The sequence below is a fragment of the Novosphingobium barchaimii LL02 genome, from assembly GCF_001046635.1.
In the GTDB taxonomy this organism is placed as follows: domain Bacteria; phylum Pseudomonadota; class Alphaproteobacteria; order Sphingomonadales; family Sphingomonadaceae; genus Novosphingobium; species Novosphingobium barchaimii.
This window is the reverse complement of record NZ_KQ130452.1, coordinates 567082-592891: the sequence shown is the minus strand read 5'-3', so window position 1 is coordinate 592891 and position 25810 is coordinate 567082. Positions and strand designations below refer to the sequence as shown.

27 protein-coding genes are annotated in these 25810 nt (G+C 63.8%); 6 read left to right on the top strand and 21 right to left on the bottom strand.

The window, feature by feature from the left end; all coding sequences use genetic code 11:
• Position 1 precedes the first annotated feature (1 nt).
• From nuoL to V474_RS02985, 14 genes are read right to left on the bottom strand one after another with little or no spacing between them, the layout of a single operon-like run.
• The gene (nuoL, locus tag V474_RS03050; RefSeq protein WP_059150052.1) at positions 2-2113 is read right to left on the bottom strand and encodes an NADH-quinone oxidoreductase subunit L; all 2112 of its coding nucleotides are present in this window, start codon (positions 2111-2113) and stop codon (positions 2-4) included.
• Between the two features lie 4 nt (positions 2114-2117).
• On the bottom strand, positions 2118-2423 hold the full coding sequence (gene nuoK, locus V474_RS03045; RefSeq protein WP_043975203.1) for an NADH-quinone oxidoreductase subunit NuoK: 306 nt from the start codon (positions 2421-2423) through the stop codon (positions 2118-2120).
• The gene (locus V474_RS03040; RefSeq protein ID WP_059150051.1) at positions 2420-3037 is read right to left on the bottom strand and encodes an NADH-quinone oxidoreductase subunit J; all 618 of its coding nucleotides are present in this window, start codon (positions 3035-3037) and stop codon (positions 2420-2422) included. The genes nuoK and V474_RS03040 overlap by 4 nt, the downstream gene beginning before the upstream one ends.
• A gap of 29 nt (positions 3038-3066) precedes the next feature.
• The gene (nuoI, locus tag V474_RS03035) at positions 3067-3552 is read right to left on the bottom strand and encodes an NADH-quinone oxidoreductase subunit NuoI (protein WP_043975206.1); all 486 of its coding nucleotides are present in this window, start codon (positions 3550-3552) and stop codon (positions 3067-3069) included.
• Positions 3549-4595: an NADH-quinone oxidoreductase subunit NuoH gene (gene nuoH, locus V474_RS03030; RefSeq protein WP_059150050.1), complete on the bottom strand. Its 1047-nt coding sequence runs from the start codon at positions 4593-4595 to the stop codon at positions 3549-3551. Before nuoH ends, nuoI begins: the two co-directional genes overlap by 4 nt.
• Positions 4592-6610, bottom strand: a complete 2019-nt coding sequence (gene nuoG / locus V474_RS03025; protein ID WP_059150049.1) for an NADH-quinone oxidoreductase subunit NuoG — start codon at positions 6608-6610, stop codon at positions 4592-4594. Before nuoG ends, nuoH begins: the two co-directional genes overlap by 4 nt.
• Entirely contained in the window at positions 6610-7920 is a 1311-nt protein-coding gene (gene nuoF / locus V474_RS03020; RefSeq protein ID WP_059150048.1) for an NADH-quinone oxidoreductase subunit NuoF, read from the bottom strand. The genes nuoG and nuoF overlap by 1 nt, the downstream gene beginning before the upstream one ends.
• On the bottom strand, positions 7920-8588 hold the full coding sequence (locus V474_RS03015; RefSeq protein WP_059150047.1) for a complex I 24 kDa subunit family protein: 669 nt from the start codon (positions 8586-8588) through the stop codon (positions 7920-7922). Before V474_RS03015 ends, nuoF begins: the two co-directional genes overlap by 1 nt.
• On the bottom strand, positions 8581-8784 hold the full coding sequence (locus tag V474_RS03010; RefSeq protein ID WP_059150046.1) for a hypothetical protein: 204 nt from the start codon (positions 8782-8784) through the stop codon (positions 8581-8583). Before V474_RS03010 ends, V474_RS03015 begins: the two co-directional genes overlap by 8 nt.
• Before the next feature lie 13 nt (positions 8785-8797).
• Complete coding sequence (locus tag V474_RS03005; protein WP_059150045.1) at positions 8798-9148, bottom strand: nuclear transport factor 2 family protein; 351 nt, start codon at positions 9146-9148, stop codon at positions 8798-8800.
• On the bottom strand, positions 9145-10356 hold the full coding sequence (locus V474_RS03000; RefSeq protein ID WP_082057668.1) for an NADH-quinone oxidoreductase subunit D: 1212 nt from the start codon (positions 10354-10356) through the stop codon (positions 9145-9147). The genes V474_RS03005 and V474_RS03000 overlap by 4 nt, the downstream gene beginning before the upstream one ends.
• Positions 10353-11162, bottom strand: coding sequence for an NADH-quinone oxidoreductase subunit C (locus V474_RS02995; protein ID WP_059150044.1), 810 nt, complete (start codon positions 11160-11162; stop codon positions 10353-10355). The genes V474_RS03000 and V474_RS02995 overlap by 4 nt, the downstream gene beginning before the upstream one ends.
• Before the next feature lie 7 nt (positions 11163-11169).
• A complete protein-coding gene (locus tag V474_RS02990; protein ID WP_043975218.1) occupies positions 11170-11739 on the bottom strand; it encodes a NuoB/complex I 20 kDa subunit family protein in 570 nt (189 codons plus the stop codon).
• Complete coding sequence (locus tag V474_RS02985) at positions 11736-12110, bottom strand: NADH-quinone oxidoreductase subunit A (RefSeq protein WP_043975220.1); 375 nt, start codon at positions 12108-12110, stop codon at positions 11736-11738. The genes V474_RS02990 and V474_RS02985 overlap by 4 nt, the downstream gene beginning before the upstream one ends.
• Positions 12111-12590: 480 nt before the next feature.
• Here V474_RS02985 and V474_RS02980 point away from each other — a divergent pair, with 480 nt between their 5' ends.
• A complete protein-coding gene (locus tag V474_RS02980; protein WP_059150043.1) occupies positions 12591-13784 on the top strand; it encodes an acetyl-CoA C-acyltransferase in 1194 nt (397 codons plus the stop codon).
• Between the two features lie 94 nt (positions 13785-13878).
• On the opposite strand, the gene V474_RS02975 is transcribed toward V474_RS02980, so the two are convergent.
• Positions 13879-14355 (bottom strand): SH3 domain-containing protein, encoded by a 477-nt coding sequence (locus tag V474_RS02975; protein WP_059150042.1) that lies wholly within the window; start codon positions 14353-14355, stop codon positions 13879-13881.
• Positions 14356-14437: 82 nt separating this feature from the next.
• Between V474_RS02975 and V474_RS02970 the strand changes: the two genes are divergently transcribed.
• The 3 genes from V474_RS02970 (at position 14438) to V474_RS02960 (ending at position 17458) form a co-directional block, all read left to right on the top strand.
• Positions 14438-15460: a 2-hydroxyacid dehydrogenase gene (locus V474_RS02970; RefSeq protein WP_059150041.1), complete on the top strand. Its 1023-nt coding sequence runs from the start codon at positions 14438-14440 to the stop codon at positions 15458-15460.
• Positions 15461-15591: 131 nt separating this feature from the next.
• Complete coding sequence (locus tag V474_RS02965) at positions 15592-16908, top strand: ammonium transporter (protein WP_059150040.1); 1317 nt, start codon at positions 15592-15594, stop codon at positions 16906-16908.
• A gap of 31 nt (positions 16909-16939) precedes the next feature.
• Entirely contained in the window at positions 16940-17458 is a 519-nt protein-coding gene (locus V474_RS02960) for a DUF805 domain-containing protein (protein WP_059150039.1), read from the top strand.
• 22 nt (positions 17459-17480) lie between these two features.
• On the opposite strand, the gene V474_RS02955 is transcribed toward V474_RS02960, so the two are convergent.
• The 5 genes from V474_RS02955 to V474_RS02935 all read right to left on the bottom strand — a co-directional run bounded on the left by V474_RS02955 (position 17481) and on the right by V474_RS02935 (position 21939).
• Positions 17481-18887 carry an NAD(P)H-dependent flavin oxidoreductase gene (locus V474_RS02955; RefSeq protein WP_059150038.1) on the bottom strand — a complete coding sequence of 469 codons (1407 nt, stop codon included), beginning with the start codon at positions 18885-18887 and terminating at the stop codon, positions 17481-17483.
• Between the two features lie 30 nt (positions 18888-18917).
• Positions 18918-19673: a class I SAM-dependent methyltransferase gene (locus V474_RS02950; RefSeq protein ID WP_059150037.1), complete on the bottom strand. Its 756-nt coding sequence runs from the start codon at positions 19671-19673 to the stop codon at positions 18918-18920.
• A 106-nt stretch (positions 19674-19779) separates the two neighbouring features.
• A complete protein-coding gene (prfB, locus tag V474_RS02945) occupies positions 19780-20907 on the bottom strand; it encodes a peptide chain release factor 2 (RefSeq protein WP_059150036.1) in 1128 nt (375 codons plus the stop codon).
• Positions 20908-21115: 208 nt separating this feature from the next.
• Entirely contained in the window at positions 21116-21658 is a 543-nt protein-coding gene (locus V474_RS02940) for a peroxiredoxin (RefSeq protein ID WP_059150035.1), read from the bottom strand.
• A 50-nt stretch (positions 21659-21708) separates the two neighbouring features.
• Positions 21709-21939 carry a biotin/lipoyl-containing protein gene (locus V474_RS02935; RefSeq protein WP_059150034.1) on the bottom strand — a complete coding sequence of 77 codons (231 nt, stop codon included), beginning with the start codon at positions 21937-21939 and terminating at the stop codon, positions 21709-21711.
• A gap of 330 nt (positions 21940-22269) precedes the next feature.
• On the opposite strand from V474_RS02935, the gene V474_RS02930 reads away from it, so the two are divergent.
• Positions 22270-23157 carry an SDR family NAD(P)-dependent oxidoreductase gene (locus tag V474_RS02930; protein ID WP_059150033.1) on the top strand — a complete coding sequence of 296 codons (888 nt, stop codon included), beginning with the start codon at positions 22270-22272 and terminating at the stop codon, positions 23155-23157.
• A gap of 316 nt (positions 23158-23473) precedes the next feature.
• Positions 23474-24346, top strand: coding sequence for an HpcH/HpaI aldolase/citrate lyase family protein (locus tag V474_RS02925; RefSeq protein WP_059150032.1), 873 nt, complete (start codon positions 23474-23476; stop codon positions 24344-24346).
• Between the two features lie 65 nt (positions 24347-24411).
• On the opposite strand, the gene V474_RS02920 is transcribed toward V474_RS02925, so the two are convergent.
• Positions 24412-25791 (bottom strand): M28 family peptidase, encoded by a 1380-nt coding sequence (locus V474_RS02920; protein WP_059150031.1) that lies wholly within the window; start codon positions 25789-25791, stop codon positions 24412-24414.
• Positions 25792-25810 lie beyond the last annotated feature (19 nt).

Below are 25810 nucleotides of genomic sequence, written 5' to 3'. Positions count from 1 at the left end.
CTTATCCCGCGATCACCCAGCTGATGGCGCCGACAAGGCCCAGCAGCATCACAAGAGCATAGCTGTACAGATAGCCCGACTGGACCCTCTGCGCGTAAGTCGACCCCTTGGACACGACCCAGGCAGCGCCGTCAGGACCGAAGCGGTCGATGACGCCGATGTCGAGCACCTTCCAGAACACCTGTCCGAGCCAGAAGGCGGGGCGGACGAAGATGCGGTCGTAGAGTTCGTCGAACATCCATTTGCGGTACACGAAGGCGTAAACCGGGCCGAGCTGCGTGGCGACCGCCTTGGGAAAGTCGAGGTTGCGAATGTAGCCGTACCACGCGGTCAGGAAACCGATAGCCATGACCGTAAACGGCGCCCACTTCACCCAGACAGGAACGCCGTGCATGGCGTGGATCAGATGTTCGGGGAAGACCAGCGAGCCCTTCCAGAACGCGCCCTCGCCGTCCGACACGAAATAATGCTCGAACACGAAGCCGGCGAAGACCGCGCCCAGCGACAGCAGCAGCAGCGGCACCAGCATTACCAATGGGCTTTCGTGCGGGTGGTAGCCACCCGTACCGTCGCCGTGGTCGGCATAGTCCGGCCCGCGCGAACCCAGGTCAGGTGCGGCATGGGCGTGATCATCGTGCGCGTGATCGTCATGAGCATGAGCGTCGTGCGCGTCGTGAGCATGATCGTCATGACCGTGACCGTGTGCATCATGGACGGCATGCTGCACGTGTTCGGACTGTATCCAGCGCGGCTTGCCGAAGAAGGTGAGGAACACCAGACGCCACGAGTAGAAGCTGGTCATCAGCGCAGCGAAAATACCCATCCAGAATGCGAAAGTGCCGACCGAAGTACCCGAACCGAACGCCGCCTCAAGGATCGCATCCTTCGAGTGGAAGCCCGCGAAACCCGCGATGCCAGCGATACCGACGCCGGTGATGGCAAGCGTTCCCGCCGTCATCGTCCAGAAGGTGATCGGGATCTTCTTACGCAGGCCGCCGTAAAAGCGCATGTCCTGCTCATGGTGCATCGCATGGATGACCGAACCGGCACCGAGGAACAGCAGCGCCTTGAAGAACGCGTGCGTGAACAGGTGGAACATCGCCGCGCCGTAAGCGCCCGAGCCTGCCGCGAAGAACATATAGCCCAGCTGCGAACAGGTCGAATAGGCGATGACGCGCTTGATGTCCCACTGCGTGCAGCCAACGGTTGCCGCGAAGAAGCAGGTGGCCGCGCCGACGAAAGTGATGACGTGCATCGCGGTTTCGCTCTGCTCGAACATCGGCGACAGTCGGCAGACCATGAAGACGCCGGCGGTGACCATCGTCGCCGCGTGGATGAGCGCCGACACAGGCGTCGGGCCTTCCATTGCATCTGGCAGCCAGGTGTGCAGGCCAAGCTGGGCCGACTTACCCATGGCGCCGATGAACAGCAGCAGGCAGATCACCGTCATGGTGTCGAACCGATGGCCCAGAAAGCCAATCGTCGAACCTGCCATCGAAGGCGCTGCGTCGAGAATCGCAGGGATCGAGACGGTGCCGAACACCAGATACGTGGCGAAGATACCGAGCATGAACCCGAGGTCGCCGACCCGGTTGACCACGAAGGCCTTTATCGCGGCGGCGCCGGCCGAAGGCTTGCGGAACCAGAACCCGATAAGCAGGTATGAGGCCAGGCCCACGCCTTCCCAACCGAAGAACATCTGCACCAGGTTGTCCGCCGTCACCAGCATCAGCATGGCGAAGGTGAAAAGCGACAGGTAGGCGAAGAAGCGGGGCTGATCCGGCTCCTCGCTCATGTAGCCCCACGAATAAAGGTGCACGAGCGCGGAAACCGAGGTGATGACCACAAGCATGACTGCCGTCAGCGTGTCCACCCGAAGCGCCCAGTCGAAGGTCATCGAGCCCGATGCCACCCACTTGAGAACGGGTACGACGGTAGCCTCGGCGTTACCGCTGAGGAAGCTGATGAAGATCGGCCAGGACAAAGCGCAGGCGATGAAAAGCGCGCCGGTGGTCAGAACCTTGGGCAGAATGAACCCGAACGACTTGTTCGCGAACCCGCCAAGGATCGACGCCAGAAGTGGCAGGAAAACGATGATGAGGATCGACTGCAAGGCCTTATCCCTTCATCCGGTTGACGTCGTCGACGGCAATGGTGCCGCGGCCACGGAAGTAGATCACGAGGATAGCAAGCCCCACTGCGGCCTCGCCGGCAGCAACCGTCAGCACGAACATGGCGAAGATCTGGCCAGTAAGGTCGTGGAGGAAGGCGCTGAACGCGACGAGATTGATGTTCACCGCAAGCAGGATCAGTTCGATCGACATCAGGATGACGATGACGTTCTTGCGGTTGATGAAGATGCCGAGCACGCCGAGCACGAAGAGGATCGAACTCACCACGACATAGTGTTCTACGCCGATCACAGCTGGACCCCCTTGCCCACTTCAGGCTTGACGTTGAAGGTCGCCTCATCGGGACGGCGACGGTTCTGCTTGTCGATGTTCTGGCCGCGCGTTCCCCCGCGCTGACGGTGCGTCAGGACGATGGCGCCGATCATGGCGACGAGCAGGATGATGCCCGCGGCCTCGAACAGGAACAGGTAGCGGCTGTAGAGCAGCGCGCCGACCGCCTCGATGTTCGAAGCGCCCGCTGGCGCTGCGGCAGTGCCGTCGGGCGTGCCGAGGGTCAGCGAACCGGCGCGGTAGGCGCCGATGCCCAGGACCATCTCGGCCAGCAGCACGATGGCTACCAGCGCACCGAACGGGAAGTAGCGTACGAAGCCGGCGCGCAGTTCGGCGAAGTCGATGTCGAGCATCATGACGACGAACAGGAACAGCACCGCGACCGCGCCCACATAGACGATGACGAGGAGCATCGCGATGAACTCGGCGCCCACCAGGATCATCAGGCCGGCAGCGTTGAAGAACGCCAGGATCAGCCAGAGAACCGAGTGCACCGGGTTACGCGACAGGATGGTGATCGCGCCGGAAGCGACGGTCATCACCGCGAAGAGATAGAAGGCGATTACGTGTATCATGGAAAGCCCTGTGTCCTTGCGCGTGCCGGTTAACGGTACGGCGCATCGGCTTCAAGGTTCGCGGCGATAGCCCGCTCCCACTTGTCACCGTTCGCCAGCAGCTTGGCCTTGTCGTAGAGCAGTTCTTCACGCGTTTCGGTCGCGTACTCGAAGTTCGGCCCCTCGACGATGGCATCGACCGGGCAGGCTTCCTGACAGAAACCGCAATAGATGCACTTCGTCATGTCGATGTCATAGCGCGTGGTGCGGCGCGAACCGTCGACGCGGGGAGCTGCCTCGATGGTAATGGCCTGCGCCGGACAGATCGCCTCGCACAGCTTGCAGGCGATGCAGCGTTCCTCGCCGTTGGGATAACGGCGAAGCGCGTGCTCACCGCGGAAGCGGGGCGAAAGCGGGTTCTTCTCGAACGGGTAGTTGATGGTCGCCTTGGGCCTGAAGAAATACTTCAGGGTCAGCCAGTGCGCCTTCACGAACTCCCAGAGCGTGAAGCTCTTGATGAGATGTGCGACGGTCATGCGAAGTGTCCGGTTGCCATGAGGTAGCCGCTGACGATGACGACGAACAGCAGCGATACGGGCAGGAAGACTTTCCAGCCCAGGCGCATCAGCTGGTCGTAGCGGTAACGGGGAACCGTCGCCTTGACCCAGCTGAACACGAAGAAGAAGAAGAATACCTTGAGCAGGAACCAGATGAAGCCTGGCACGAGGTACAGGATCGGGATGTCGAGCGGCGGCAGCCAGCCACCCCAGAACAGGGTCGCGTTGAGCGCGCACATCAGCAGCACGTTGGCATATTCGCCCAGCCAGTAGGCGGCGAAGGCCATCGACGAATATTCCGTCTGGTAACCGGCGACGAGCTCCGATTCAGCCTCGGTAAGGTCGAACGGTGCGCGCTGCGTTTCCGCGAGGCTGGAGATCAGGAACATCACCCACATCGGGAAGAGCAGCGGGTTCGCGACGAAACCGTTGATGATGCCGAAGACGTGGCCCTTCTGGGCCATGACAATGCCGTTGAGGTTGAACGTGCCCGACCACAGGACGACACAGATCACGATGAAGCCGATCGAGACCTCGTAGGAGATCATCTGCGCCGATGCGCGCATCGCCGAGAAGAACGGGTACTTCGAGTTCGAAGCCCAGCCTGCCATGATGGTGCCGTAGACACCCAGGGAGCTGATCGCGAGAATGTAGAGCAGGCCGACGTTGATGTCCGCCAGGATCGCGTTGGAATTGAACGGGATCACCGCCCAGGCCAGCAGCGCAAGGCTGAAGGTCAGCACCGGCGCGATCAGGAAGAGGCCCTTGTTCGCCGCGGAGGGAACGATTGTTTCCTGCAGGAAAACCTTCAGGCCGTCCGCAAAGGACTGCAGCAGGCCGAACGGTCCGACGACATTGGGCCCGCGGCGCAGCGCCATGGCGGCCCAGATCTTGCGGTCGACGTAGATGATCATCGCCACGCTGAGCATCAGCGGCAGCGCGATCAGCAGGATGCCGCAGATCGTCGAGACGAACCACGCCCAGTCATGGGTCATCCCTAGGGACTGGAAGAAGGAAGTCATTCCGCCGCCTCCGCGAAGTCCACGCCGTGCAGCAGTTCTGCCGAACAGCGCTGCATCGTCTCGCTGGCGCGAGCGACGGAGTTGGTCATGTAGAAATCCTTGATCGGATAGGCGACCTGGCCAGAAACCGAGCCACCGCCGGCAGGCAGGGCGCTGCCGTAATCGGCGAGGCCCTCGGTGCCAAGCGCAGGCACCGACGCTATCATTGCGCCGCGCAGGGCGTCGAAGCTGTCGAAGCCCACCGAAACGCCGAAGGCATCGGCCAGTGCGCGCAGGATCGTCCAATCTTCACGCGCATCGCCGGGGGCGAAAACCGCCTTGTCGGCGAACTGCACACGGCCCTCGGTGTTGACGTAAGTGCCGGCCTTCTCGGTATAGGCCGAGGCAGGCAGCACGACGTCGGCAGCGTGCGCCGCCTTGTCACCGTGGTGGCCGATGTAGACGATCATCGAGCCGGCGAACTTCGCATAGTCGACTTCGTCGGCGCCGAGCGAGATGAGCACCTTTGGCTTGGCGGCGACGAGATCGGCAATGCCGCCCTTCTGCGCGTAGCCGAGCATGAGGCCACCCATGCGCGATGCCGCCATGTGCAGGACATTGAAGCCGTTCCAGGCCGAACCGTCCTCAAGCGTGCGAACGAGGTTGAACTGGGCCGAAAGGGCCAGAGCCGCTTCGAGACCACCGCGTCCCAGCGCCGCGCCGCCCAGGATCACTGCCGGACGCTTGGCGCCCGAGAGCGCATCCGCGACGTGGCCGGGCAGGTTGCCGAGCGCCGAAAGATCGTCACCCAGGAATTCGCCGCCGAAAGTCGTTTCCCACTCCGGCCCGATCAGGAATACCTTGGCGCCGCGCTTGACCGCCTTGCGCAGGCGGACGTTGACGGTAGGTGCTTCCCAGCGGACCATCGAGCCGACGATCAGGATCGCGTCTGCGGTCTCGATACCGTTCAGCGTGGTGTTGAAATTGACGGCCGCGAGGCTGGACGTGTCATAGTCCATGCCGGTCTGGCGACCTTCAAGCAGTGTCGAGCCAAGCGCACCGACAAGCGCCTTGGCGGCGAACATCGTCTCGCAATCGACCATGTCACCGGCGACGGCAGCGATCGAGTTGCCGGGGTTCAGCGTAGCAATCGCAGCGAAAGCCTCGTTCCAGGTGGCCTGGACCAGCTTACCGTCACGGCGCAGGTACGGCTTGTCGAGCCGGCGCTTGGTCAGGCCATCGACCTGATAGCGCGCCTTGTCGCTGATCCATTCCTCGTTGACGTCATCGTTATTGCGCGGAAGCGCACGCAGCACTTCACGGCCACGGCTGTCGATACGGATGTTGGCGCCGGTCGCATCCGAGACGTCGATACCGAGCGTCTTCTTCAGTTCCCAGGGACGCGCCTCGAAAGCGTAAGGACGGCTGGTGAGCGCACCAACCGGGCAGAGGTCGATCACGTTGGCGCTCATCTCGTGATGAGCGGCCTTTTCCAGATACGTCGTGATCTGCATCGATTCGCCGCGATAGAGCGCCCCGATCTCGTCCACACCGGCGACTTCTTCGGAGAAGCGCACACAGCGGGTGCAGTGGATGCAACGCGTCATCGTGGTCTTGATGAGCGGGCCCATGTACTTCTCGGTCACCGCGCGCTTGTGCTCGTGGTAACGCGAACCACCGCGGCCATAGGCCACAGACTGGTCCTGAAGGTCGCATTCGCCGCCCTGATCGCAAATCGGGCAGTCGAGCGGGTGGTTGATGAGGAGGAACTCCATCACCCCTTCCCGCGCTTTCTTGACCATTTCGGAATCTGTGCGGATTTCCTGGCCGTCGGCGGCCGGAAGCGCGCACGAAGCCTGGGGCTTGGGCGGTCCGGGCTTCACTTCGACCAAGCACATGCGGCAGTTGCCGGCAATGCTCAGACGCTCGTGATAGCAGAAGCGGGGGATTTCCTTACCGGCGAGTTCGGCGGCCTGCAGGACGGTAGCGCCTGCAGGGACCTCGATCTCGATGCCGTCTACTTTGACTTTGGGCATTATTCGGCAGCCTCTTGCAGCGAGCCGGCGCGCGCTTCGATGCGGCGCTCGATCTCGGGGCGGAAGTGCTTGATCAGGCCCTGGATCGGCCACGCCGCAGCGTCGCCCAGGGCGCAGATGGTGTGGCCTTCGACCTGCTTGGTCACCTGCTGGAGCATGTCGATTTCATCGACATGCGCGTCGCCGGTGCGCAGGCGCTCCATCACGCGCCACATCCAGCCCGTGCCTTCACGGCACGGCGTGCACTGGCCGCAGCTCTCATGCTTGTAGAAGTACGAGATGCGGCTGATGGCGCGGACGATGTCGGTGGACTTGTCCATGACGATGACCGCAGCGGTCCCGAGGCCCGACCCGACCGCCTTGAGGCCGTCGAAGTCCATCGGCGCGTCCCAGATGTCGGCGGCCGGAACCAGCGGAACCGACGAACCGCCGGGGATCACCGCCAGCAGGTTGTCCTTGCCGCCGCGAATGCCGCCGCAGTGACGCTCGATCAGTTCGCTGAACGGAATCGACATCTCTTCCTCGACCACACAGGGACGGTTCACGTGCCCGCTGATCTGGAACAGCTTGGTGCCCTTGTTGTTCTCGCGCCCGAAGGACGAGAACCATGCCGCGCCTCGGCGCAGGATGGTGGGGGCGACCGCGATCGACTCCACGTTGTTCACTGTGGTCGGGCAGCCATAGAGGCCCGCGCCGGCCGGGAACGGAGGCTTGAGACGGGGCTGGCCCTTCTTGCCTTCCAGGCTCTCGATCATCGCGGTTTCCTCGCCGCAGATGTAGGCGCCCGCGCCTCGGTGGACGAAGACGTCGAAATCGTAGCCCGAACCGCAGGCGTTCTTGCCCAGCAGACCGGCCGCGTAGGCCTCGTCACGCGCGGCAAAAAGCGTTTCTGCTTCGCGGATGTATTCGCCGCGAATGTAGATGTAGGCCGCGCGCGCGCCCATTGCGAAGCCCGCGACCAGCGCGCCTTCGAGCAGGAGGTGCGGATCGTGGCGCATGATCTCGCGATCCTTGCACGAACCGGGCTCGGATTCGTCGGCGTTGATGACCAGGAAGCTGGGCTTCGGGTTGCCGTTCTGGTCGAGCGGGGGCTGCTTGGGCATGAAGGACCACTTCATGCCGGTGGGGAAGCCCGCACCGCCGCGCCCGCGCAGGCCCGAAGCCTTCATCTCGTCGATGATGGCCGCGTTGCCGCGCTCGATCAGGGCCTTGGTGTTGTCCCAGGCGCCGCGCGCCTGCGCTTCCTTCAGATTCCACGGCTGATAGCCGTAGAGGTTCGTGAAGATGCGGTCCTTATCCGCGAGAGCCATTACCACTCACTCCGGTAGTCATGGTTGGCCGAAACCATCGCCGCCAGGTTGGTCGGCTCGCCCACGGGTTCAACGGTGTGACGCGCCGGGTCCTGCGTACCGGCCTTGGGGCTTTCGCCTCGTGCCAGCGCGTCGAGCACGGCGTCCATGCGCTCTGCCGTCAGGTCTTCGTAGTTGTCGTCGTTGATCTGGACCATCGGCGCCGATGCGCAGTTGCCCATGCACTCGACCTCGGTGAACGACCACATGCCGTCGCCGGTGATGTGGCCCTTTTTCATCCCGCGCGACTTACAGGCGGCGATGATGTCGTCCGAACCGCGCAGCATGCACGGCGTGGTCCCGCAGACCTGCACATGAAACCGGCCGATCGGCGCGATGTTGTACATCGTGTAGAACGAGGCGACCTCGACCACGCGGATAACCGGCATCGACAGATATTCGGCGAGGAATTCCATCACCGGGATCGGCAGCCAGCCCTGCGTGTTCAGCTCTGCACCGACCTGGCGCTGGGCCAGATCGAGGAGCGGCATAACCGCCGAGCGCTGACGCCCTTCGGGATAGCGTGCAACAACTTCCTTCGCCTTGGCCGCATTGGCCTCGGTCCAGGCGAAATTGCCCCAGCGCGCCCGCAGTTCGGGCGTATCGGGTTCGATATAGCGGTCAGCCATGCTTACCTCTGCGCCTCAGCCATTGATCCTGGCCGAAAAAGAAAATTTCGAAGCCGCCAATGGCGGTGGCCAACATCGCGATCATCGGGGAAGGTTCGATCCCTGCCCATATCACCGCGAAGTAGAGACAGACGAGAAACAGCCCCGTCAGGCTCGCCCAGATGCGGATCATCTCGGTTGTGTTGAACTTCACCATCGGCCCCGCTCCTTTAGCGAATGAACTCGACGCGGGCGCACTTGTCGCCCTCGAACGTGTAGACTGCGACGACGTCGAACGGCTCGACCAATTCCGAACCGTCGGTTGCCGGGCCGCGCGTCACATGCTCGCGCATCAGCACATAGCAGCCGATCTGCGAAGCCTCGACGATCTGGGCGTTGTTTTCAGGCCAGCGCACGAATGCGGCGGCAAGCCCCGAACGCGTGCCTTCCTTGCCCTCGCGAACGACCGCGCCCCGGTAGTTCGCTTCGCAGGCGTCGTCGGTCATGAAAGATACGTACAGATCAGCGTCCTGCGCGTTGTAGGCGGCGATCATGGCCTTGGCGGTGTCGAGATTGCTCAACGGTCGCACTCCCCGAACACGATATCCATGGCGCCCAGGATCGCGGTGGCGTCAGGCAGCATGTGACCCTTGGACATGAAGTCCATCGCCTGAAGATGGCTGAACGCGGTAGGCCGGATCTTGCAGCGGTACGGCTTGTTGGAGCCATCCGAGACGAGATAGACGCCGAATTCGCCCTTGGGGCTTTCGGTGGCGACATAGACTTCGCCGGCCGGGACGTGGAAGCCCTCGGTGTAGAGCTTGAAGTGATGGATCAGCGATTCCATCGAGCTTTTCATCTCGGCGCGCTTGGGCGGCGATACCTTGCGGTCGGTGGAGGCCACCGGACCTTCAGGCATGTCGCGCAGGCACTGCTTCATGATCTTGATCGACTGGCGCACTTCCTCGGCGCGGACCATGAAACGGTCGTAGCAATCCGAGTTGGTGCCGACCGGAATCTCGAAGTCCATGCGGTCGTAGACGTCGTAAGGCTGGCTCTTGCGGATGTCCCAGGGGATACCCGCCGCGCGGATCATCGGGCCCGAGAAGCCCCATGCCAGCGCGTCTTCCTTGGAGACGATCGCGATGTCGACGTTGCGCTGCTTGAAGATGCGGTTGTCGACCACCAGGCTCAGCGCGTCGCCGAAGAGTTCGGGCAAACGCGTGTCGAGCCAGTCGGCGATGTCGGTCAGCAGCTTGAGCGGCACGTCCTGGTGTACGCCGCCGGGGCGGAACCAGGCCGAGTGCATACGCGCGCCGGAGGCACGCTCGAAGAAGTTGAGGCAGTCCTCGCGCACCTCGAACAGCCACAGGTTCGGCGTCATCGCGCCGATATCCATGATGTGCGAACCCATGTTCATCATGTGGTTGCAGATGCGGGTCAGCTCGGCGAACAGGACGCGCAGGTACTGGGCGCGCAGCGGCACTTCCAGATTGAGCATCTTCTCGATCGCGAGAACGTAGGAGTGTTCCATCGCCAGCGGCGAGCAGTAATCCAGACGGTCGAAATACGGCAGCGCCTGAAGATACGTCTTGTGCTCGATCAGCTTTTCGGTGCCGCGGTGAAGCAGGCCCACGTGCGGATCGATCCGCTCGATGATCTCGCCGTCCAGCTCCATGACCATGCGCAGCACGCCGTGCGCCGCAGGGTGCTGGGGGCCGAAGTTGATCGTGTAGTTGGTGATGACCTCGTCGCCGGTGGTGGGCGACGTCTCAAGCTGCATGCTCACTTGTCGTCTCCCTTCTCAGGACGGCTGTCGGTAGACTTGGGAGCCTCGGGCGCCTTGCCGTCTTCCGCCTTGGCGGGCGCAGGTGCCGAAGCCTTTTCGGCGGCCTTGTCGTTCGCTTTGTCACCGGCGCCGGTGTCGGCCTTGGTCTCGGTCGTCTTCTTGTCGGCGACCGGGGGCGGCGATGCGGCTTCGGCCGCCTTCTCGTCACCCGGAAGGATGTAGTCGGCACCTTCCCACGGGCTCATGAAGTCGAAGCTGCGCAGGTCCTGGGCCAGCTTTACCGGCTCGTAGACGACGCGCTTGTCCTCTTCCGAATAGCGCAGTTCGACATAGCCGGTGAGCGGGAAGTCCTTGCGGAACGGATGGCCTTCGAAACCGTAGTCGGTGAGGATGCGACGCAGGTCCGGGTTGCCGGCGAAGATCACGCCGTACATGTCGAACACTTCGCGTTCCAGCCAGCCAGCGTTGGGCCACAGCGTGGTCACTGTCGGCACCGGCGTGTTTTCGGCAGCGGTCACCTTCACCATCAGGCGATGGTTCTTCGTCACCGAGAGCAGCATGTAGACGACGTCGAAACGCTCAGGCCGCGACGGGTAGTCTACCCCTGCCATCTCCATGAGCTGCTGGTAGCCGTGATCGTCGCGCAACGCGCGCAGAGCGTTCTCGACCTCGGCGCGGGCGACGGTGAGCACTATCTCGCCGTGCTCCTCCTTCGAGGCCACGACCATCGAGCCGAGCGCGGCGACGAGCGCGTCAAGCACGCCCTCGTTGGACGCGATCTTCGGAGCGGAATGCAGAACGGGCATCTTGTCCTTACCTCTCGACAGTGCCCACGCGGCGGATCTTGCGCTGGAGCTGCATCACGCCATAGAGCAGCGCTTCGGCTGTCGGCGGGCAACCCGGCACGTAGATGTCCACCGGCACGATCCGGTCGCAGCCGCGCACGACCGAGTAGCTGTAGTGATAGTAGCCGCCGCCATTGGCGCAGCTGCCCATCGAAATGACGTACTTGGGTTCCGACATCTGGTCGTAGACCTTGCGGAGCGCCGGAGCCATCTTGTTGCACAGGGTGCCGGCCACGATCATCACGTCCGACTGGCGCGGGGAAGCGCGCGGCGCAGCGCCGAAGCGCTCCATGTCGTAGCGGGGCATGTTGACGTGGATCATCTCCACCGCGCAGCAGGCGAGGCCGAAGGTCATCCACCACAGCGAGCCGGTGCGGGCCCACTGGAAAAGTTCCTCGGTGCTGGTGACAAGGAAGCCCTTGTCGGACACTTCCTGGTTCAGATCCTTGAAAAACGACTGGTCGGGCGCCGTGATGGCGCCGCCGACCGGCGAAGTCGGGGCCAGAGGCTGACCCGCGCTGTTGACGAGCGTGCTCATTCCCAGTCCAGAGCTCCCTTCTTCCATGCATAGGCGAGGCCAATTGCCAGTTCCGCCAGGAACACCATCATCGTCAGCCAACCGGCCCAGCCGGTGAACTTGAGCGAGACGGCCCAGGGGAACAGGAACGCGGCTTCAAGATCGAATACGATGAACAGGATCGCGACCAGGTAGAAGCGGACATCGAACTGGCTGCGCGGGTCCTCGAAGGCGGGGAAGCCGCACTCATACTCACTGTTCTTGTCAGCACTCGGCTGGTGCGTACCGGTCAGGCGGGCAACGCCCATCGGCAGCAACACGATAACGGATGACAGTCCCACCGCGATCACGATGAATATCAGGATCGGCAGGTATTGTGACAGATCGGTCAATGGTCTCTTGCCTCATACCGGATGCGACGTTGACGGACTCGGCAAAAGGTCATGGGCCGAGCCATCAAGTTGGCGCGCTCTTAGGCCAGCCCTCCCCGGCAGGCAAGGTGTCCGGTTGCATAAATCCGCCCATTTGCATTGCATTGCAACACGGGAAGGTCCTCACCCACGGGATTTCCCGGAGAAAGCGGCCATGGTGCCGGTTTGTGCAATCGTCATCGTCAATTTGCGCAATCATCTGCGTAATTAATGCGAAACCATCTGCGTAATTAATGCGAAACGTTCGCGACATCTCTTGGCAATTCGAGAGGCGATCCCATCTTGGCTGGGCAGATGCGCTGATGCCTGCGGCAAATCGCGGCGGGGCGATGAACGCTGCCGCGACGTTGTCACCAAGGCGTCGCATCATTGCAATTGACGCATCGCAACATTATCCGGGCGTCAATCGCTTTACCGATTTCCAATGCGAAAGGCATATTAATGGCCCAGATCTCCGCATCCGACCCCATCGTCATCTTGAGCTATGCACGCACGCCAATGGGCGGTCTGCAGGGTGTCTTCGCCGAAGTTTCCGCCACTGACCTGGGCGCCACTGCGGTCAAAGCCGCAGTCGAACGGTCCGGAGTCGCCGGTGAAGACATCGAGCGCATCTACATGGGCTGCGTGCTCCCTGCCGGTCTGGGCCAGGCCCCTGCCCGCCAAGCCGCGCTCAAGGCTGGACTGCCTAAATCGGTAGAGGCAACCACGATCAACAAGGTCTGCGGATCGGGCATGCAGACGGTCATCATGGGCGCGGAGGCGCTGGCTTCCGGTTCGCTCGACGTCGTGATCGCCGGCGGCATGGAATCGATGACCAATGCGCCGTACCTGTCCAAGAAGCACCGTTCGGGCGCTCGCGCCGGGCATGACACCCTGTACGACCACATGTTCCTTGACGGGCTGGAAGACGCCTATGAGGGTGGATCGATGGGCTCCTTCGCGCAGGTCACCGCCGATGAGTATCAACTGACCCGCGAAGGCCAGGACGACTATTCGATCGAGTCCCTGCGCCGCGCACAGGCAGCCATTGCCAGCGGCGCCTTCAAAAACGAAGTCGTACCCGTAACGGTCAAGACTCGGAAGGGCGAAGTGATCGTCGACACCGATGAGCAGCCGCCCAAGGGCAACCCCGACAAGATCAAGACCCTGCGCGCCGCGTTCGCCAAGGACGGCACGATTACCGCCGCCAGTTCCAGCTCGATCTCGGACGGCGCTGCGGCGGTCGTCCTCACCCGCGCCAGCGTGGCGCAGGCCAAGGGCCTGACCCCGCTCGCCACCGTGGTCGGCGTTTCGGCCCATGCGCATGAACCTGCCAAGTTCACCACCGCGCCTGTCGGCGCGATCACCAAGCTGATGGACAAGGTGGGCTGGCAGCTTTCCGACGTCGACCTGTTCGAAGTGAATGAGGCTTTCGCCTGCGTAGCCATGTTCGCGATGCATGACCTTGGCATCCCGCACGACAAAGTGAACATCAACGGCGGCGCTACGGCGCTCGGCCACCCGATCGGCGCCTCGGGCACGCGCATCATCGTGACGCTCGTCAACGCGCTGAAGGAAAAGGGCCTGAAGAAAGGCGTCGCGTCGCTTTGCATCGGCGGCGGCGAGGCTACTGCAGTGGCGATCGAACTGGTCTGATCGCTCTACACTGCAGAAAAAAGAAAACCCTCGCCCTAACCGGCGGGGGTTTTCGTTTGAGGGGCACGCATCGCTACGGAGAGCGTTCGGAGGCTCAGGGCGCCCCCGTCCCCCACACTGCGTCCTCACGCACGAAGCCCTTGTGGCCGGCTGTATCGAAGCCGCACCAGCCGTCCTTGCACGCCCCCAGCATGCCGACCACACCCGGCTCGATGCGCCAGAGCATCGGCGAGGCACTGCTGCCGGCCGCGTGCATCTCGATCAGGCCGCCGTCCTTAACCAGCCCGGCCCGTTGCCGAGAGAGCAGAAGGTCGCGCATCCAGCCCTTGGCGCCGTCCGGGTCCTCGATCAGGCGCCATGGCCCCTCGCGGCGCAGGACCTTCACCGGCAGATGCGGGCGGCGGTAGACCCAGTCGATCCTGTACGAATCGCCAGGCCCTACCCGCAGGTTGGCTATGTCGGTATCGACGGACGCCCAGTACGGCACCTTGTCGTCGTCCGCGGCGCGGGCGGGAGTGGCTGCGGCAATGCCCAGAACGAGCAGCGGCAAGAGGAGTTTGCGGGCGTTCATAACACCTGCCCATACCGCGCGGCGAGACACCGCTTCAAGGCTTCTTGACCCTGACCCTGTGGAAGGCATAGCTCCCTTGTCCATGACCCAGCACAGCGAAACCTTCCGTCCGATCCCGCCGCGCCCCCGGGTGATCGTCACGCGGCGGCTGCTGCCGTCCGTCGAAGCGCGGATGGCCGAGCTTTTCGACGTGGTGCTGAACCATGAAGACACCCCTATGACCGGTACAGAGCTGGAAGCAGCGATGCGCGATTGCGACGTGCTGGTGCCCACAGTTACGGACATCATCGACGCAGCGATGATCGCCGCCGCTTGTGAACCCGGCGCCCGACTCGGCATGATCGCCAGTTTCGGCGCCGGCACCGAGCATATCGACGTAGCCGCCGCGCACGCCCACCGGATCATGGTGACCAATACCCCCGGTGTCTTCACCGACGATACCGCCGACCTGACGCTGGCGCTCATCATCCTTGTCTCGCGCCGCTTCAGCGAGAACGCGCAGACCTTGCGCGAAGGCAAGTGGGCCGGCTGGGGCCCCTCGGTCATGCTGGGGCACGCACTGGGTGGCAAGACGCTAGGGATCGTGGGCATGGGCCGGATCGGGCAGGCGGTGGCCCACCGCGCTCGCGCATTCGGCATGAATATCCGCTACCACAACCGCCACCGCCTGCCTGCTGCGATCGAAAACATGTTCGCTGCCACCCACGTACCAGACCTCGACACGCTCGTCGCCGAGGCCGATATTCTCACGCTCCACTGCCCGGCCGGACCGGAAACCATGCATCTGATGGATGCGCGGCGGATCGCCTTGATGAAGCCCGGCGCCTGCCTGGTGAACACAGGACGCGGCCAGCTCATCGACGAAGAGGCTCTGATCGCCGCCCTATCGGAGGAAAGGATCGCCGGCGCCGGGCTGGATGTTTTCGCCCGCGAGCCGCAAGTGGACCCGCGCCTGTTCGACCTGCCCGGCCTCGTCGCGCTGCCACACCTCGGCAGCGCCACTTACGAAGGGCGCGGCGCAGCGGGCGAGCGGCTCATCGCCAACATCCGCTTCTGGGTGGACGGCCACCGCCCCCATGACATGGTCCTGCCCGAATTACCCTGAAGACTACGTCGATGCTCGAATTCCGGTCCGTGCGGCGCGGCAAATGCTTGTCTTGGGTTAATTTCCTGATCTAACCGGGCGTAAAGCGTTCGCAGGTATTCGCCGCAGACCTTAAAGGGGATACGATACCGATGATCCAGCAGCGCCTGCTGCCATTCGCCGCCATGATTACCGCCCTGCTGCCCGCTTCCGCGCAGGCGCAGGACGGCAGAATCGACGTGGCTGAAGCCGGAGACACCGCATGGCTGCTGGCCGTCTCCGTGCTGGCCTTGCTGGCATTGCCGGGCCTTGCGCTGTTTCACAGCGGCCGCGTGCGTCGCAAGAATGTGGTATCGGTTCTGACCCAGACCGGGGCGATCTTCGCGCTGGTGTCGATCCTGTGGATCATCGTCGGCTACACCCTTGGCTTCGGGGACGTAGTTAACGGATGGCTCGGTACGGGCAATGCCTGGATGCTGATCAACTTAGGTAATGTCCGCATCGGAACCAATGTGCCCGAAAGCGCCTTCGCGCTATTTCAAATGGCTTTTGCCGCCCTTGCGCCCGCTCTTGTGGCAGGCGCCTGGGCCGAACGGGCGCGCTTTGGCTGGGCCGTCATTTTTGCCGGCCTGTGGAGCCTTGTTGTCTACGCACCGATCGCGCACTGGATATGGGGCGGCGGATGGCTGGCGCAGGGCGTCGGCACGCTGGACTGGGCGGGCGGCATCGTCGTCCACACCAGCGCAGGCGTCTCGGCGCTGGTCGTCGCGGTCATGCTGGGAAAGCGCAAGGGCGCCTTGACGGCCCCCCCGGCAAGAGGCGCGGCGGCACATAGCCCTGCGCTGACGATCGGCGGCGCGGCATTGCTGTGGACCGCCTCGCTGGCGCTGAGCGGCGGCTCCGCCCTGACCGCCACCGACGACGCCGCCGCCGCGATGATAACCGCCCATATCGCCGCCGCTGCCGCAGCCCTTACCTGGCTGCTGATCGAGCGCATGGCTCTGGGCAAGCCCAGCGGCACCGGCTTTGCCATTGGCGCCGTCGCAGGAATTGCCGCGGTCAGCCCGGCGGCCGGTTACATTTCTCCGGGCGCTGCGATCCTGTTCGGTATCGGCGGTGCCGGCGCCGCCTATTTCGCGATGCGGTTCGTCCGGCGGACACTGAAAGTCGACGATTCGCTGGGCATCTTTGCTGTCCACGGCGTCAGCGGAATGCTCGGATCGCTGCTTCTCGCGGTCTTCCTGTCGCAGCGCCTCGGCGGGGTCGGCTACGGCGAGGATATGAACCCGATCGCCCAAGTGGTGGCCCAGGCAATCGGAATTGCGGTGGTCACCGTGTGGTCGGTGGTGGGAACCGTGATCCTGGCGTTGATGTCCTCGCTGGCCTTCCCGATGCGCGTCTCCGAAGATGCCGAACGGGAGGGACTCGATACCACCACTCACGGCGAGCGGGCCTGGGATTTCGATTGACACTCAGTCACTTCACACAAGAAATGGGGCGATGAACGCCTATTTTCGGCAAGTTGGCCGCACCGCATTGCGGACGCTGGATTTCCGTACTCGTTCCTGTCGCGGCGAGTTTCTGATTTATCTGGTGGTCTCGCAGCTGCCGCTTGTGGTGGCCCACTGGACCGCAAGCTGGTTTGCGCCCCCGCCGGTTGCCGACGCGATAATGCTTGCAGCGGCGTTCGTGATTTCAGCTCCGCTGTTCGCGCTTGGCGTGCGGCGACTTCACGATTTCGGGCATAGCGGTTGGTGGAGCCTGCCGCTGCTGGTCCTGATCGGTCGCACCCTGATACTCGACCTCATCGGCCTGACGGCGGGCTGGCCCGTGCGCAGCGCCATCGAAGGCATACTCAGCTACATCGACTGGCTGGCGACGATCCCCTCCGTTGCCGTATTCGCCGCCATGGCGGCATGGCCCGGGAAAAAGGGTACAAACCGCTTCGGCCTGGCGCCGCAAAGTGTGCCTACACAAACGGAAACGGCCGACACGGAAAAATCCGCGCCGGCCGTCTGAACCCTTGTTCTGACAGTGGCGATCAGTCGCCGGTCAGGATGCGGTCGACCAATTCCTTCACCGTGGGCGTGAAGCCGTTGGAATAGAAGGGGTCCTGCTTGAACTTGTAGGCTGCGTGGCCTGCAAACATCAAATTCTCGTCGATCGGGCCATCGTGGGCGATGTCCTGCAGGGTCTTCTGGATGCAGAAGCTGCGCGGATCGGCGAGGCGACCGGTGGTGTAATCATCATGGTCCTTCCACGACGAGAACCCGCAATGCGACAGGCAGCCCATGCAGTCGGCCTGGTCCTTGCGGATCACGTCGCGCTCTTCCGGGCTGACGAAGACGATGGTGTCGTCCGGGGTGCGCAGGCCATCGGTGTGGCCCTGCGCCGACCATGCGCGGGCACGTTCGAGATCCTTAGGCGCGACCCAGAAGTTCTTGCCTTTCACCCCGACATCGAGACGCACGGTATGCACCCCCGCTTCGACCTTGGAGTAAGGAATCTGGCGCTCCGAACGCGCTTCGAGGTTGCGAAGGAACGGGTTGCGCACGGCCGAGGAATAAAAGCCAGTCGGCGAGAAGCGGTGCAGCAATACATCGCCCGGCTCCAGTTCGCGCAGGGCATCCTTCCACTGCATCGGAATCGGGCTTTCGTGCGTCAGCAGCGGGCGGGTGCCGTATTGGAACGCGATCGAGCCCAGTTCCGGGTTGTCTATCCAGTTTTCCCAGTCGCGCAGGAACCACACACCGCCAGCCATGACGATCGGCACGCTGTCGGCAACGCCCTCGTTGCGCATGGTGTCGCGCAGCGCCTTGACGCGCGGATACGGATCTTCCGGCTTGAGCGGGTCTTCGGCATTCGACAGGCCGTTATGCCCGCCGGCAAGCCAGGGGTCCTCGTAAACCACCGCGCCCAGCAGATGGGGGACCTTGTGGTAGGCCCGCTTCCACAGCGCACGAAAAGCACGCGCCGAGCTGACGATCGGAAGATAATTGACATCGTAGCGCGCTGCGATCTCGGACAGCTTGTACGGCATACCCGCGCCGCAGGTGACGCCGGTGACCATGCCACGGGTCTGTGCCAGCACGCCTTCGAGGATCGGCTGCGCGCCGCCCATTTCCCACAGCACGTTGATGTTGATCGCACCATTGCCGCCCGAAATCTCGTAGGCACGGCGCACCTGCTCGACAGCCCCGTCGATGGCGTAGGCGATCAGTTCTTCATGCCGCGCCTTGCGGGTCAGCGCATTGTACACCTGAGGCACGATCTTGCCTTCGGCATCATAGCTGTCGGCGTTGACCGCGCTGACCGTCCCGATGCCGCCCGCCGCCGCCCAGGCGCCAGAACTCATGTGATTGCTGGCGGAAACGCCCTTGCCACCTTCGACCAGTGGCCACACTTCGCGACCGCCGTACAGAATCGGCTTTAGACCCTTGAAACCCATCTTCTCTTTCGTCTTTCCCGAGCGCGAGGCTCAGCCCTGCGATCCGTCAGTTTTCGGCGGCGCCTCGCCCGCTATGCGGCAAGGTTTGATGTCGGCCGGTTTGGGCCGTGTGTCCACGGCCTCGAACTGCGCGTAATATCCTTGCAGTTCCGGCTTACGAACAAATTCAGTCAAACGAAAGCCCACCGAGGCGAATTCACAGAACAGCAGCGACGGCGCGATGCCGTGCGTGTCGGTAGGCCTGTCGACGTCGACCACGATGATCCTCCCGCCTGGACGCAGCGCTGGGCGCATACGCCACAGGAACGCGTAGGGTTCGGACACCTCGTGGTACATGTGGACCAGTAATATACGATCGAAACTGCCGCGCGGCAAACTCGGATCGTCCGGCTTGCCCAGCTTGATCGACACGTTGTCGATCCCTTCGCGCATGACGCGCGCTGCCAGCTGCTCGTTGGCGGCCGCGCTGATATCTTCGGCCAGGACCCGCCCGTGCCTGCCCACGCGCTGGGCCATGCGGACGGTGTAATAGCCCTCGCCCGCGCCGAGATCGGCGACGCTCATGCCCGGGGCGATGCCGGCCAGGTCCATGACGGTGTTCGCCTCATGCTTGCTGTCGCGCTGCGCTTCCGACGCGAAACTATTGGCCCCGGCCTTGGAAACAGGCCGATCGGCCGCGGGAAATGCGCGCGCGCTCTCGGCCCTGCCGTCATTGACCGCAGACTGCTGGCAGGCGGCAAGCGCCAGAGCCAGAACAGTGGGAACGAAAGGACGGGCGCGAAACATGCGGCCCCTTAGCGACTCGAGGTCACGTTGGCAAAACCCTTGCGGCAGCATGAACCAGGCGCCCCGTCTCGCGGCGGGACGTCCAACAGGTTCATAAAAGGCTGGATCAGTCCACGTCCTCGACGTCGACCTTCTCGCCGGTGACACGCTGCGAGAGCGCAGCGGCCATGAACGGATCTAGTTCACCGTCGAGCACGTCGTCCGGCGCGGTCGATACGTAGCCGGTGCGCAGGTCCTTCACCTGCTGGTATGGCTGCAGCACGTAGGAGCGGATCTGGTGGCCCCAGCCGATGTCGCTCTTGCTGGCGTGTTCGGCGCTGGCGGCTTCCTCGCGGCGGCGCATTTCGGCCTCGAACATGCGCGCCTTGAGCATGCCCATGGCGATTTCGCGGTTCTTGTGCTGTGAACGGTCAATCTGGCTGGCAACGATGATGCCGGACGGCTGGTGGGTGATGCGCACGGCCGAATCGGTGGTGTTGACGTGCTGACCGCCCGCACCCGAAGCGCGGTACGTGTCGATCTTCAGGTCAGACGGGTTTATATCGATTTCGAAGGTGTCGTCGATCACCGGGTATACCCACACCGACGAGAAGCTGGTGTGGCGGCGCGCCGCGCTGTCATACGGACTGATGCGGACCAGACGGTGGACACCGCTTTCGGTCTTGGCATAGCCATAGGCGTTTTCGCCCTTGATCAGCAGCGTGCAGCTCTTGATGCCAGCGGATTCACCCGAATGGTAATCGACCAGTTCGACCTTGTAACCCCGGCGCTCAGCCCAGCGGGTGTACATGCGCTGGAGGATTTCAGCCCAGTCCTGGCTTTCCGTACCACCCGCGCCCGCATGGACTTCGAGGTAGGTATCGTTGCTGTCGGCTTCGCCGCCAAGCAGCGCCTGGATCTTGTCGGCATCGGCGCGGTCGGCCAGCGCCGAAAGCGTGGCGAGGCCTTCCTTGATGGTATCCTCGTCGCCTTCCATCTCGCCCAGTTCGACGAATTCGGCGGCGTCAGCCATCTCGGCGCTGATCTCGTTGACGGTCCCGATCGAGGCCTCCAGCCGGCGGCGCTCCTTCATGACCGCCTCGGCCTCCTTGGGCTTGTCCCAGAGAGTGGGATCCTCGACGCGCGCGTTCAACTCGTCGAACCGGCGCAGGGCGCGGTCCCAGTCGAGGAACTTGCGGACCAGCGCGAGGGCCTTCTCGATACGCGCTATGTGGGCCTGCCCTTCGGCACGCATGGGGAATTCTCCAACGAAACTGCTACGCCGTGCGCATAACGCGAGAGCGGCGTATGTAAAGCGCGCTAAGATATCGGCGCGCTGGAAGGCGGCGCTATTACCCGGTGATGGGGGTGATGTTCAAGCACGCAAGTGAGCGGGCGCCATCACGCCGTCCCGCCAGCCCCGCCCTGCCCCGCAGCGAACGGGCCCGGGCAGAGGAAGCCTGCTACTTCTTGAGCTTCTGCACAGCTTCGAGCGTCAGCTTGACGTGATCGCGGTAGTCCAGTTCGGAATGGACCATGGTGATCCGTCCATCCCTGGCGATGACGTAGCTGGTGCGGTCGGTCATCCCGGCCGGGGCGCCTTCACGCTTGAGGGCGACGTCGTAGTCCTTGATGATCTTGGGCGTCGCGATGGCAACAGCAAACTTGTCACGGCAGGCCTCGGTCGAGAACTTCTGCAGGGTGGGCAAGTCATCCGCCGACATGCCCACCACCGACGCACCGGCCTTGGCGAAATCGTCCGACGCCTCGGCGAAAGCGTGAGCCTCCAGCGTGCAGCCCTGCGTGAAGGCCTTCGGATAGAAGTAAAGCACGACGGGCCCGCGCTTGAGCGCCTGCTTAAGGTCGAAGCCCATGACCTTGCCGCCCTTCGCGCCCTTGGTGGCGAATTCAGGGGCCTTCGCGCCAACCGGAAGGCTGGCGCTGGCGACACCGGGCGCGAACAGAAAAGTCGCAGCGGCGAGCGGAGCAAGGAAAGTCTTGAGCATCCGGGCAATCTGGTCTGGCAGCGCCGCGCTGTCCAGCAGAATGAGCAGGATTACTCGATGTAGCCGAGTACCGTGCCGACTTCGTAGGTTTCGCCGACCTGTCCGACGATCTTGAGCGTACCCGATGCCGGCGCCTCGACTTCGTTGGTCGACTTGTCGGCTTCGAGCGAGAATAGCGGCTGCCCCTCGCTCACAGCGTCGCCGTCCTTGGCGAGCCATTCGGCAACCTGGCCCTCCTGCATGGAGAAACCGATCTTCGGGAGCAGGATTTCGACGGCCATGGTACTGGTGATCCTCTACGACATTTCTGAAACGACCCGCGTGTTATCTTCCTCGCGCAGCCGGGCATTTGGACGATGGGTAGCGTACTGGCCGAGCCAGGCAAGTGCCCCGTCCGCCTGCTGATCGACAATCCGTGTCGGCGATGCCGGGAGGGCGTTCAGGCGCGGCCCTGCTCACGCACTGGCTCTGGCTTGCCTCGCGATATCGACAGGCGCCTGCGCTTCACGCTAAGTTTCGTGCCACAAGAGCGCAGAGCCAAGACGGCAGGAGATCAGGCGCGATCCGGAAAACGGATGCGTGAATGAACAAAACACCGGAGGATACCTGAAATGAACGCTCCCGATCCGAATACCCCCGTAGGACGCTGCGTCGTAGTCACCGGCGCCAGTTCCGGCATCGGCAAGGCCAGCGCCGAGGCGTTTGCCCGCATGGGCTGGCACGTCATCGGCACCGGCCGCGATGCCGAGCGGAGCGCCTCTGCGGAGACTGACCTTCGCGCTCTCTCCCCGCCCGGCGGACGTGTCGATTTTCTGCGCGGCGATTTTGCCGAGATGGCCAACGTGCGCCGCATCGCCGCAGAGATCGCCGCGCTGACGGACCGGGTCCACGTCCTCGTCAACAACGCAGGCGGAGTTCGCGATGGTCTTTACACGTCGTCCGAGGGGCTCGAGTGGACTTTCGCGGCCAACCACCTTGCACCATTCCTCCTGACCCGCGAACTCATGCCCTTGCTGGAGCAAGCCAGCGAGACTTCCGCACCGGGTACGGTGCGCGTCATCGCCGTCTCCTCGCTCGCCCACAAGCAGTGCTCCGCGATGCGCTGGAATGACCTGATGATGCGCGAGGACTTCGCCGCGGGATCGGCCTATTGTCAGGCCAAGCTCGCGAACCTCCTGTTCACGCGCGAACTCAACCGCAAGGTGGAGGGACGCGGTATCGTTGCCCAGGGGATGCACCCCGGCAAGGTCAGGTCCAATTTCTCCAGCCACGGCGAGCCCTCGCTTAAGGCCTACATGGCCACGCAGAACCTTATCATGCCCGAACAGCCCGCCCGCACAATCGTATGGCTGGCAACCGCGCCCGAGCCGGGCATGCATGGTGGACGCTATTTCTACGATCTCGCGGAAGCACAAGCCGCGCCGCAGGCGCTGGACGACGAGGCCGCATCGCGGCTCTGGAGGGAAAGCGAGCGAATGCTCGAAAGCGTAAACGCCTGAGCAAACGTCACCCCGCGCCCGTTCTTTGACGGAACGGGTCACGGGGCGACAAGTGCGACCCACGAAGGGCTTTTGCCGCGAGTGTGCGCGGAGAAAACGAGAGTAACCTCTCCGCGTCGTGACCATTGTACCCGATGCTCGCTGGCGACAGCCTGAACATAAGCTGCGTTAAATCGTTTGCAATTGGACTTTGGGATTAGAGGGAACCCCTGAGGGCCGCGGTAATACTGGAGCAAGCATACCGCTTGCGCTTGACCGGTCGCTATTGGCCGCCGCAAGGAAGCGGTGACATTCTTGATCTTGGGAACCTGCCTGCATGACCCCAGCCGACCGTCCCCGCCGCAGCGCGCTCTATCTGCCTGCCTCCAATGCCAAGGCCATTGCCAAGGCCCGCACGCTGCCCTGCGACGTGGTCATCCTGGACCTTGAAGACGCGGTCGCGCCTGAGGCCAAGGCAGAGGCGCGCGCAGCCGCCGTCGCCGCGGTCGCGGAAGGCGGCTTCGGCCACCGCGAGGTCGCCATCCGCGCCAACGGCATCGACACCGAATGGGGCGCGGCGGACCTTGCCGCCATCGTCGGATCGAAGGCCGATGCGGTGCTGGTGCCCAAGGTCGACAGCCCGCAGGACATCGCCCGTTACGAACTGGCGCTGTCCGCCGCGCCCGCCTCGATGCAGCTTTGGGCTATGATCGAGACTTGCGCCAGCGTCTTCGCGCTGGAGCCCATCGCGGCAATGGCCCATTCCAGCCGCCTTTCGCTGTGGATCATGGGGACCAACGACCTCGCCAAGGAAATGCGCGCGCAACTGACGCCGGAGCGAACGCCGTTCCTGCCGTTCCTGTCGATGGCGGTCGCTGCCGCCCGCGCGCACGGCGTCGCGGTGCTCGACGGCGTGTGCAACGAGTTCCGCGATCTCGATATCTTCTCCGCCGAGGCCCGGCAGGGGCTGCTGTTCGGCTTCGACGGCAAGAGCCTGATCCACCCGGCGCAGGTCGATCCGTGCAACACGGTGTTCTCGCCCGGAGAAGTGGACCTCGCCTGGGCGCAGACGGTGATCGAGGCATTCACCCTGCCCGAGAACCAGGGTAAGGGCGCTATCCGCGTCGATGGCAAGATGACCGAACTGCTACATCTGGAACAGGCCAAGCGGCTGGTTTCCGTGGCGCAGAGGATTGCTGCGGCGGACTAGAAGTAAAGCGGGGCCCCGGCCTTATCGGGCGGCCCCGCTTCCTTCAGGCCGGACGAAACGCTGGCCTATTCCGCCTTCGCGGTGGCCTTGCCGATCGGCCCGGCCTCATTAGCCACCACCTTGAGCACCGCAGCCCAGGCATCGACATTCTGCTGAAGCGCCAGCGGATCGACCTTGTCGAGCGTATCGTCGGGCGTGTGGTGCAGGTCGAAGTAATGCATCCCGTCCTGCCCCAGGTCGATCACCGCCAGGTTTTGCGCCTTGATGATCGCGGAAACGTCCTCGCCGCCGTCGGCAGCGCCTTCATGAGGCACGATGCCCATGGGCCAGAGCGCGGCCTTAACCTTGTCGGCCATCGCCTTGTCGGCGGGCGCGGTGTTGAACTTCAACTGCCACACCTTGTCGGCGCCGAAATCGCTTTCCATCGCCATCGCGTGGGGCTCGCTGCCATGCAGCCTGACGTAATGTTCGCCGCCGCCGCCGGAAAGGCCCATCTCCTCGTTGCCGGACCATAGCACCCGGATGGTGCGCAAGGTCTGCCCGTCCTTGCTGGCGGCCAGCGCAGCCGCCGTCACGATCGCGCAGCCCGAGGCATCGTCCACCGCACCGGTGCCCAGATCCCAGGAATCGAGGTGGCAGGCGACGACGATGATCGGAAGCGAAGGATCGCGGCCCGGCAGTTCTGCCACCACGTTGCCCGACGTCGCATCGGGAAACGGCTTGCCCATCAGCGTCAGGTCGATCGCCATCGGCTTGCCCCGCGCGGCGGTGCGGGCGATCAGGTCGGCATCTGGGTTGGAGACCGCGCCCGAGGGGATCGGCGTCACGTCCCTGGCGAAAGTCGTGACCCCGGTATGCGGATTGCGGTGGCTGTCGGTGCCCGCCGAACGGATGACGACGCCGGCTGCTCCCTTGCGCGAGGCGATGGTCGGCCCCTGCCTGCGCACGTTGCCATAAGGGCCGTAACCCGAACCGTCCTGCGCGGCCCGCATGGCGTGGTCGATGAAAGCGACCTTGCCTTTTAGCGAGCCATCCGGCGCAGCCTCCAGCGCGGCGAGCGTGGGGAAATAGACCAGCTGCGCCTTCAGCCCACCCTTTGGCGTGGGCACCGAAAAGCCCAGCGCCGTGATCGCCAGCGGCTGGGCATAAGGCGCGGTCAGAGCCGCGCTTTCGGGGCCGCGCGTCCAGGCGCGGGTCTTGAATTCCTCGACCGCGACCTTCTGGAAGCCGAGCGACTTGAGCTTTTGCGCGCCCCAGTCCCGCGCCCGGTCCTCGGCGGACGAACCGGCAGGGCGCGGGCCGATCTCGGTGGTTAGCCCCTCGACGATATCCCAGGCGACACCGGACCCCTGAACGGGCGCGGCAAAGGCGGGGACGGCAACGGTCAGCGCGGCGGCCGCAAGGCCGAAAGCGATGGGCGGGCGGGGCTTGGTGACAATGCTCATGTTGCAGGTGCTAACCGAG